Raw genomic sequence first — 5,375 nt, 5'->3', positions numbered from 1 at the left:
TGGAATTAGCGAAGGAAACATGCACCAGCAGTAGGTGAAGCATCAACCAGATAATCCGATGAGATGCCGGTCTGTCTCACTCTCATGCAAAGGTAAGATCAACCATTTAATCCGCTTACCCGTTGTTTATTAACACTATATTGCTTACCTAACATAATAATCTAACTCCCTTCCACAGCCTTCAGATCAAATATGTGGCGCGACGAAAACTTTATTGTGAAGTGAGCCAGTCGATCTTACTAAGCCTGAAGGCGCCTCAGTCGTTAGGTAATAAGTTTATTTTATATGAAATTTGTTAACTTCCATGTCTCAACATAAACATTTGAGATTCGCTAAAGTGTATATTTATTCGCTGACAATGCGAAGTTGGTTTTCTAAGTAAGGGCTAGCATTCGCCGGGAGCAGGTTTGTCGGAGTTAAAAGGACCAAGAGGTTGTTTTCTACTTAATAACACAAGTGGGCGGTTGAGACGGTAGCTAACAGTGTGGTGACCCATAAGGTGACTAAGAAAATTTGTTATAGGGCATAGACACTATTATTTACTCTGGGGGTATTCCAGTTTGTATTGGAAAGGGGTTCTCAATACTTTCGTCTGCTTGGTGACGCCTTTGCTCTTGTGTCCATAATGTCTTGAGATAATTCACCACATCTCGTATCTCGCTGGGAGCCAAAACTTCCTGATACGCTGGCATCGTTAGCCTATCGGTTTTATTCCAGGGGTCGCGCCAACCCTCGGCAATAATTCGGTAGAGCATGGCATCAGAGTGTTTCCAGGTATGGCCCTCTGGCCCATGTGGTGGAGCAGGTAACTCGCCTAGAGCATTTTGCTCTTCCCAGTTGGGCATGCCTTCGCCTTGTGTACCGTGGCAACTAGCACAGTATTGTCGGTAAACTCTTTTTCCGTCTTCCAGCTGAGGAGTATCGCTTGAAAAAGGACGGTCCTCAGCCATGGCGTGCCCCACAACCATTAGCGTCAGCCATGAGGCAGTGAAAAAACAGTGCTTACGCATCGGGATAAGTCCAGGATTGGCCTTCGTCTTCACTGTGTAGAAGTTCCCCTTTCTGGTTTAAACCATAGAGAGTGTCTTTGGCGGAGAGTGTGAGTGCAACGAGCTCTGTGCCGTCACCAGCTACTTGTTGCCACTCTTGACCACCCGTTTCACTACGCCATAGTCCTTGCTGTGTAACCACATAGACTCGCTTTGGGTTGCCAAGGCTATAAGCCACATCATAGACGCTGCCAGCATCAAGTGCTCCGGTCGGTCTCCAACCGCAAAAGCAGTCCATCGATAGACGCACCGCATCGTCCGATACCCCGTAGAGCCAGCCGGTCTGCATGCTGCCTTCCATGTCAGAGTGGACGAGTCGGTTAATCTTTTGTGAAGGACCACTGTCCATTTTTTTCCAGGTGGTGCCAGCATCCTCGCTTTGGTAGATGCCGTCTTCTTCAATTACCGCATAAAGTGTTTCGTTCTGACGGCGATGTACAGCTAGCGCAGTAACCTCTCGGCTAGGTAGGTTAGCGCTAAGCTCTTGCCAGGTTTCTCCATTGTCGGTGCTACGCTGCACCCCGATTGAGGGGCCTGCGATATAGAGCGCTTGCGGATCAGTGGAGGGGACCGATACCGCGCGCAACTGGCCTTCATTCACGTCTTCGGGCAAGGGAATCGCATTCCAGGTCATGCCTTCATCGGCACGCTGGAATAGTTGGTTAGCCTCAATTTTAAACAGTCGTTTGCCTGTTACGTCATATTGCAGTGCAAGCAACCCTTCTTCAGTTGCCAAGGCCGTAATGGCGCTGCCAAAGCTGACTGCGGCCAAGCCTGTCAGTAAGAAGACACGTAAAAAACGACTCACGATCATGTGCATTTCAATATTTCCTTAAATAACGATTAGCCGATAACACCTAGGGCAGGGAAAGTACGCAATAACCAATATGACAGCTCGGATAGTTTGCCTGTGATCATTAAGCTACCCATCAGAATCATGATCAACCCAGCCGCTATATGTATGAAATGCCCCCAGCGACGCAGGAATTTCTGGTGCTTTATGAAGCGATCAAGTGAAAGGGCACTCAGCATGAAGGGCACGCCCAGACCCAAAGAATAAACGCCGAGCAACGCCATCCCGCTCCAGGCGTTGGCCGTGGAGGCGCTGACGGTAAGAATGGCACCCAGAATTGGGCCAATGCAGGGGGTCCAGCCAAATGCAAACGCTAAACCAAGTAAGTAAGCTGCACTGCGGGTTCCACCGACGTCCTTCAGTCGACCCATAAACCGCCATTCTTGATGAAACCAGCGCCATGGCATGAGCCCGGTCATGAAGGCGCCAAACAGGATGACGATAAGGCCACCGACTAGGTTTGCTTCTTGGCGATACACCAGCAGCAGACGACCAATGGCAGTGGAGCTGGCTCCCAGCAACAAAAAAACGGTTGAAAAACCGAGCACGAACCATACCGACTGGGTTAACACCCTCAGACGTTCTCGTCTATCCGCTTCCTGTAATTGTCCGAGCGAGCGGCCGGTCATGAAAGAAAGATAGCCAGGCACAAGTGGCAAAACACAGGGCGAAATGAACGAGATCAGGCCTGCCAGAAAGGCAGTGACCAGTCCTATATTGGCTACTTCAAGCATTACCCTTTACCCATGGCTAGGCTTGGAATTTAGATGAGGACTGCTTGATTGACTCGCTTTGATCGACTAGTTGGCGAGTGGTAGGCGCTGTTCCGGCATTCACTTCTGAAGCGTCTTCTACCCGAGCCTGAACATTGGTAGCGTCGCTTTGCTCGGTCGCTTCACCTTTTTTGTCTTTGCACTTCATCATGCATAGGCCTAATCCGCACATAATGAGACATGGCAATAGGCTCAATAGAATAGGCGCAATGCCTAGCAAAACCAGATTATCCCAGCCAAAAGCAAGGCCGCCAGCCACTGCCACGCTACCCAGCAACATCAGGCCGCGTGACCCTGTCAAAAAGCCATTTAGCCCCGATTTTTGTTTGCCCTGTTGGGTTTTGTCGTCACAACAACTCATGGTGCTACCTCATTATCTGGTTGCAATCATTTCGGCAAGAAAGTCGATCATGTCTTGAGTATTCCACTCGGCTTCCCCCACGAGGCGCCCAATTTCTTTGCCTTGGCGGTCAAGTAGAAGCGTCGTGGGAATACCTACGGCCCCAAGATCTGCGCTAGCCATTCCGGTTTTATCTATATAGGGAGCCAGATGTTCAATGCCTATCTCTTGATAGAATTCATTAACAATCTCGACCCCCTTACGGTCGATCGATAAGGCGACCACCTCAAAATCATCGCTGCCAAGCTCATCTTGTAGGGCATCTAAAGTGGGCATTTCCTCTCGGCAAGGCCCGCACCATGTTGCCCAGATGTTGAGTAGAATCAGCTTTCCTTCAAAGTCAGCCAACGTGAAAGGGGTACCGTCGCTATCCTCGAAGCTGATTTGTGCCACATCGTTGGGGGTAGCCCAGAGAAGAAACCCCTGTGGCCCTGAACTTTCTGACGGGGCGGCCATGGCAAGGGATGTGGCAGTCATCAGAAATACAGCTACGAAATGTCCTGTCAGGATGGGGTGTTTCATCGCCGCACTATCCTTTAGTGAGTCGCGTAAATGTCGGGGCTCTCAGTCGATTGCGAGGCGATGGCATAGACTTCCAACGGGCCACGCTTTTCTCCCGACATGCCCGGTGAGCCAAGCGGCATTCCCGGCACACTCAGCCCTATGATAGAGGGCTTTTCATCAAGCACTTGGGTCACGCTCTCAACAGGCACATGCCCTTCGAAGAGATAGTCTCCTACGACCGTGGTATGGCAGCCATGCAGTTCTTCAGGGATGTTATACTCGGCTTTCATTTTAACGAGATCATGGGTGTCGATCGTCTCCACGTCGAAGCCGTTTTGTTCCAAATACTTGGCATATTCGGCACAACATCCGCAATTGGGATTTTTGTAGAGAGTCGCTGATATATCAGCCGCCAATCCCGATATGGGAAAAGCCAGCAAAGACGTAACGGCAAGCGCTTTCCAATGTTTCATATGTTGTGTGTCCGGTTAGATATCAGATAGGAAGGTCCAAGCGACGCTACCCGCATGATGAAAAGGTTGCTTGCGTACAAGCAACCTATCCGAGCCGCTTTAAGCGTCGTCGTTCTCATGCTGCATGTTTTCCATCATGGCGTTACATTTTTCCATCATGGACTTCATATCGCCCATCATGTCGTGCATACCCCCTGCTTGCATCATATTGCTATGCATGGCGTTGCCCTCCATCGGCTTCTGTTGATTCTCTTCTTGGGCAAAAAGCGAGCTAGCTCCGAAGCTGCTGGCAGCAACAATGGCAGTAAACAGGATCGCAGTATTACGTTTACGCATGACACTCTCCTCTGTATGTGAGTCACTCTGCCAAACGCGCTAGTGGTAGGACTTGATTACGGTTTTTTATCCTGTGGCAGGAGTGCTTTTTTAAGATATCCTTAAAGCAGACTTTAAGGTCAAGGCCTCATTTTAAATTTCGTTATACAACCTAAATGTTTGTCATGAGCGCTCAGCTGAAGACTTGACCTTTGGGCAGCCTAACGGTTGTAAGCTGGCTACGAATAAACGAATGAGGATAAGCCAATGCGAGTCTCAGAGCTGGCTCAGACGGGAGGGGTAACGGCAGAAACGGTACGCCACTATACAAGGGAAGGGTTATTGCAACCGCACCGCGACCCGCGCAACGGTTATCAACTCTACGATGCAGAGTCCTTGGGGCGCCTACGTTTTATCGATTGCCTGCGTTCGCTGGGTGTTAGTCTTCCAGAGATCAAGCAAATATTATCTTGGGCGGATCAAGGCACTGCAGAGTTTATTGAACCAGTACCACTCGCCACTCAAAGGGGACGTCTTTACTTGCGGGCTCAAGAGTTCCAGGTGATAGCGCGCTGGATAGATAATATGAATCAAGACAAGATGACTGAAAGTTTCAGCCTGAAGGAGCTCATCGAATCGCTTGGGACAGGTAAATTAGTTTTCGAGGCTAATGATTCGCGAAGTGATCATTAGTGATGCGGCGAAGTCATGGCACTGTGCGTATCCTCCATCCCTATCATGGACTGCAGATGCCAGAGTTGCCAGACAGCAAACGTAATAATCAGCAGTGCTGCCAGCGTACGAGTCGCGGGGCTACGTATCCATATTGAGACACGGCGCGCTGCCACTCCGGTCGCTAGGACGGCAGGCAAGGTGCCGAGCCCAAAGGCCCCCATCATCGCGGCGGCACGCAATGGCTCGGCTACAGCAAGACTCCAGGCCAGCATCGAATAGATTAGCCCACAGGGCATCCAGCCCCATAGCGAGCCAAGTGCGAATGCTTGGGGT

9 protein-coding genes are annotated in these 5,375 nt (G+C 50.2%); 1 reads left to right on the top strand and 8 read right to left on the bottom strand.

Features of this window, described 5'->3' with window-relative positions:
* Positions 1-539 precede the first annotated feature (539 nt).
* The 7 genes from V8L70_RS22475 to V8L70_RS22445 form a co-directional block, all read right to left on the bottom strand.
* On the bottom strand, positions 540-1,010 hold the full coding sequence (locus V8L70_RS22475) for a c-type cytochrome (protein ID WP_008958472.1): 471 nt from the start codon (positions 1,008-1,010) through the stop codon (positions 540-542).
* Positions 1,003-1,869, bottom strand: a complete 867-nt coding sequence (locus tag V8L70_RS22470) for a WD40/YVTN/BNR-like repeat-containing protein (protein WP_008958473.1) — start codon at positions 1,867-1,869, stop codon at positions 1,003-1,005. Before V8L70_RS22470 ends, V8L70_RS22475 begins: the two co-directional genes overlap by 8 nt.
* Positions 1,870-1,892: 23 nt before the next feature.
* Positions 1,893-2,636: a cytochrome c biogenesis CcdA family protein gene (locus tag V8L70_RS22465; RefSeq protein WP_101146724.1), complete on the bottom strand. Its 744-nt coding sequence runs from the start codon at positions 2,634-2,636 to the stop codon at positions 1,893-1,895.
* Between the two features lie 16 nt (positions 2,637-2,652).
* Positions 2,653-3,036, bottom strand: coding sequence for a hypothetical protein (locus tag V8L70_RS22460; protein WP_101146723.1), 384 nt, complete (start codon positions 3,034-3,036; stop codon positions 2,653-2,655).
* A 12-nt stretch (positions 3,037-3,048) separates the two neighbouring features.
* Positions 3,049-3,552: a TlpA family protein disulfide reductase gene (locus V8L70_RS22455; protein WP_336270672.1), complete on the bottom strand. Its 504-nt coding sequence runs from the start codon at positions 3,550-3,552 to the stop codon at positions 3,049-3,051.
* 59 nt (positions 3,553-3,611) lie between these two features.
* Positions 3,612-4,052 carry a DUF411 domain-containing protein gene (locus V8L70_RS22450; RefSeq protein WP_101146721.1) on the bottom strand — a complete coding sequence of 147 codons (441 nt, stop codon included), beginning with the start codon at positions 4,050-4,052 and terminating at the stop codon, positions 3,612-3,614.
* 99 nt (positions 4,053-4,151) lie between these two features.
* On the bottom strand, positions 4,152-4,388 hold the full coding sequence (locus tag V8L70_RS22445; RefSeq protein WP_062363006.1) for a hypothetical protein: 237 nt from the start codon (positions 4,386-4,388) through the stop codon (positions 4,152-4,154).
* Between the two features lie 246 nt (positions 4,389-4,634).
* On the opposite strand from V8L70_RS22445, the gene V8L70_RS22440 reads away from it, so the two are divergent.
* Positions 4,635-5,060 (top strand): MerR family transcriptional regulator, encoded by a 426-nt coding sequence (locus tag V8L70_RS22440; RefSeq protein WP_240718921.1) that lies wholly within the window; start codon positions 4,635-4,637, stop codon positions 5,058-5,060.
* Here the strand turns inward: V8L70_RS22440 and V8L70_RS22435 are convergent.
* Positions 5,057-5,375, bottom strand: a 319-nt coding sequence (locus V8L70_RS22435; protein WP_336270668.1) for a sulfite exporter TauE/SafE family protein, incomplete at its 5' end; no start/stop codon positions are given. The two genes, V8L70_RS22440 and V8L70_RS22435, sit on opposite strands and share 4 nt — an antisense overlap.

Source organism: Vreelandella arctica (assembly GCF_037070215.1).
Classification (GTDB): Bacteria; Pseudomonadota; Gammaproteobacteria; order Pseudomonadales; family Halomonadaceae; genus Vreelandella; species Vreelandella arctica.
The sequence above is the reverse complement of the archived record's forward strand: the minus strand, read 5'-3'. Positions and strand labels throughout refer to the sequence as shown.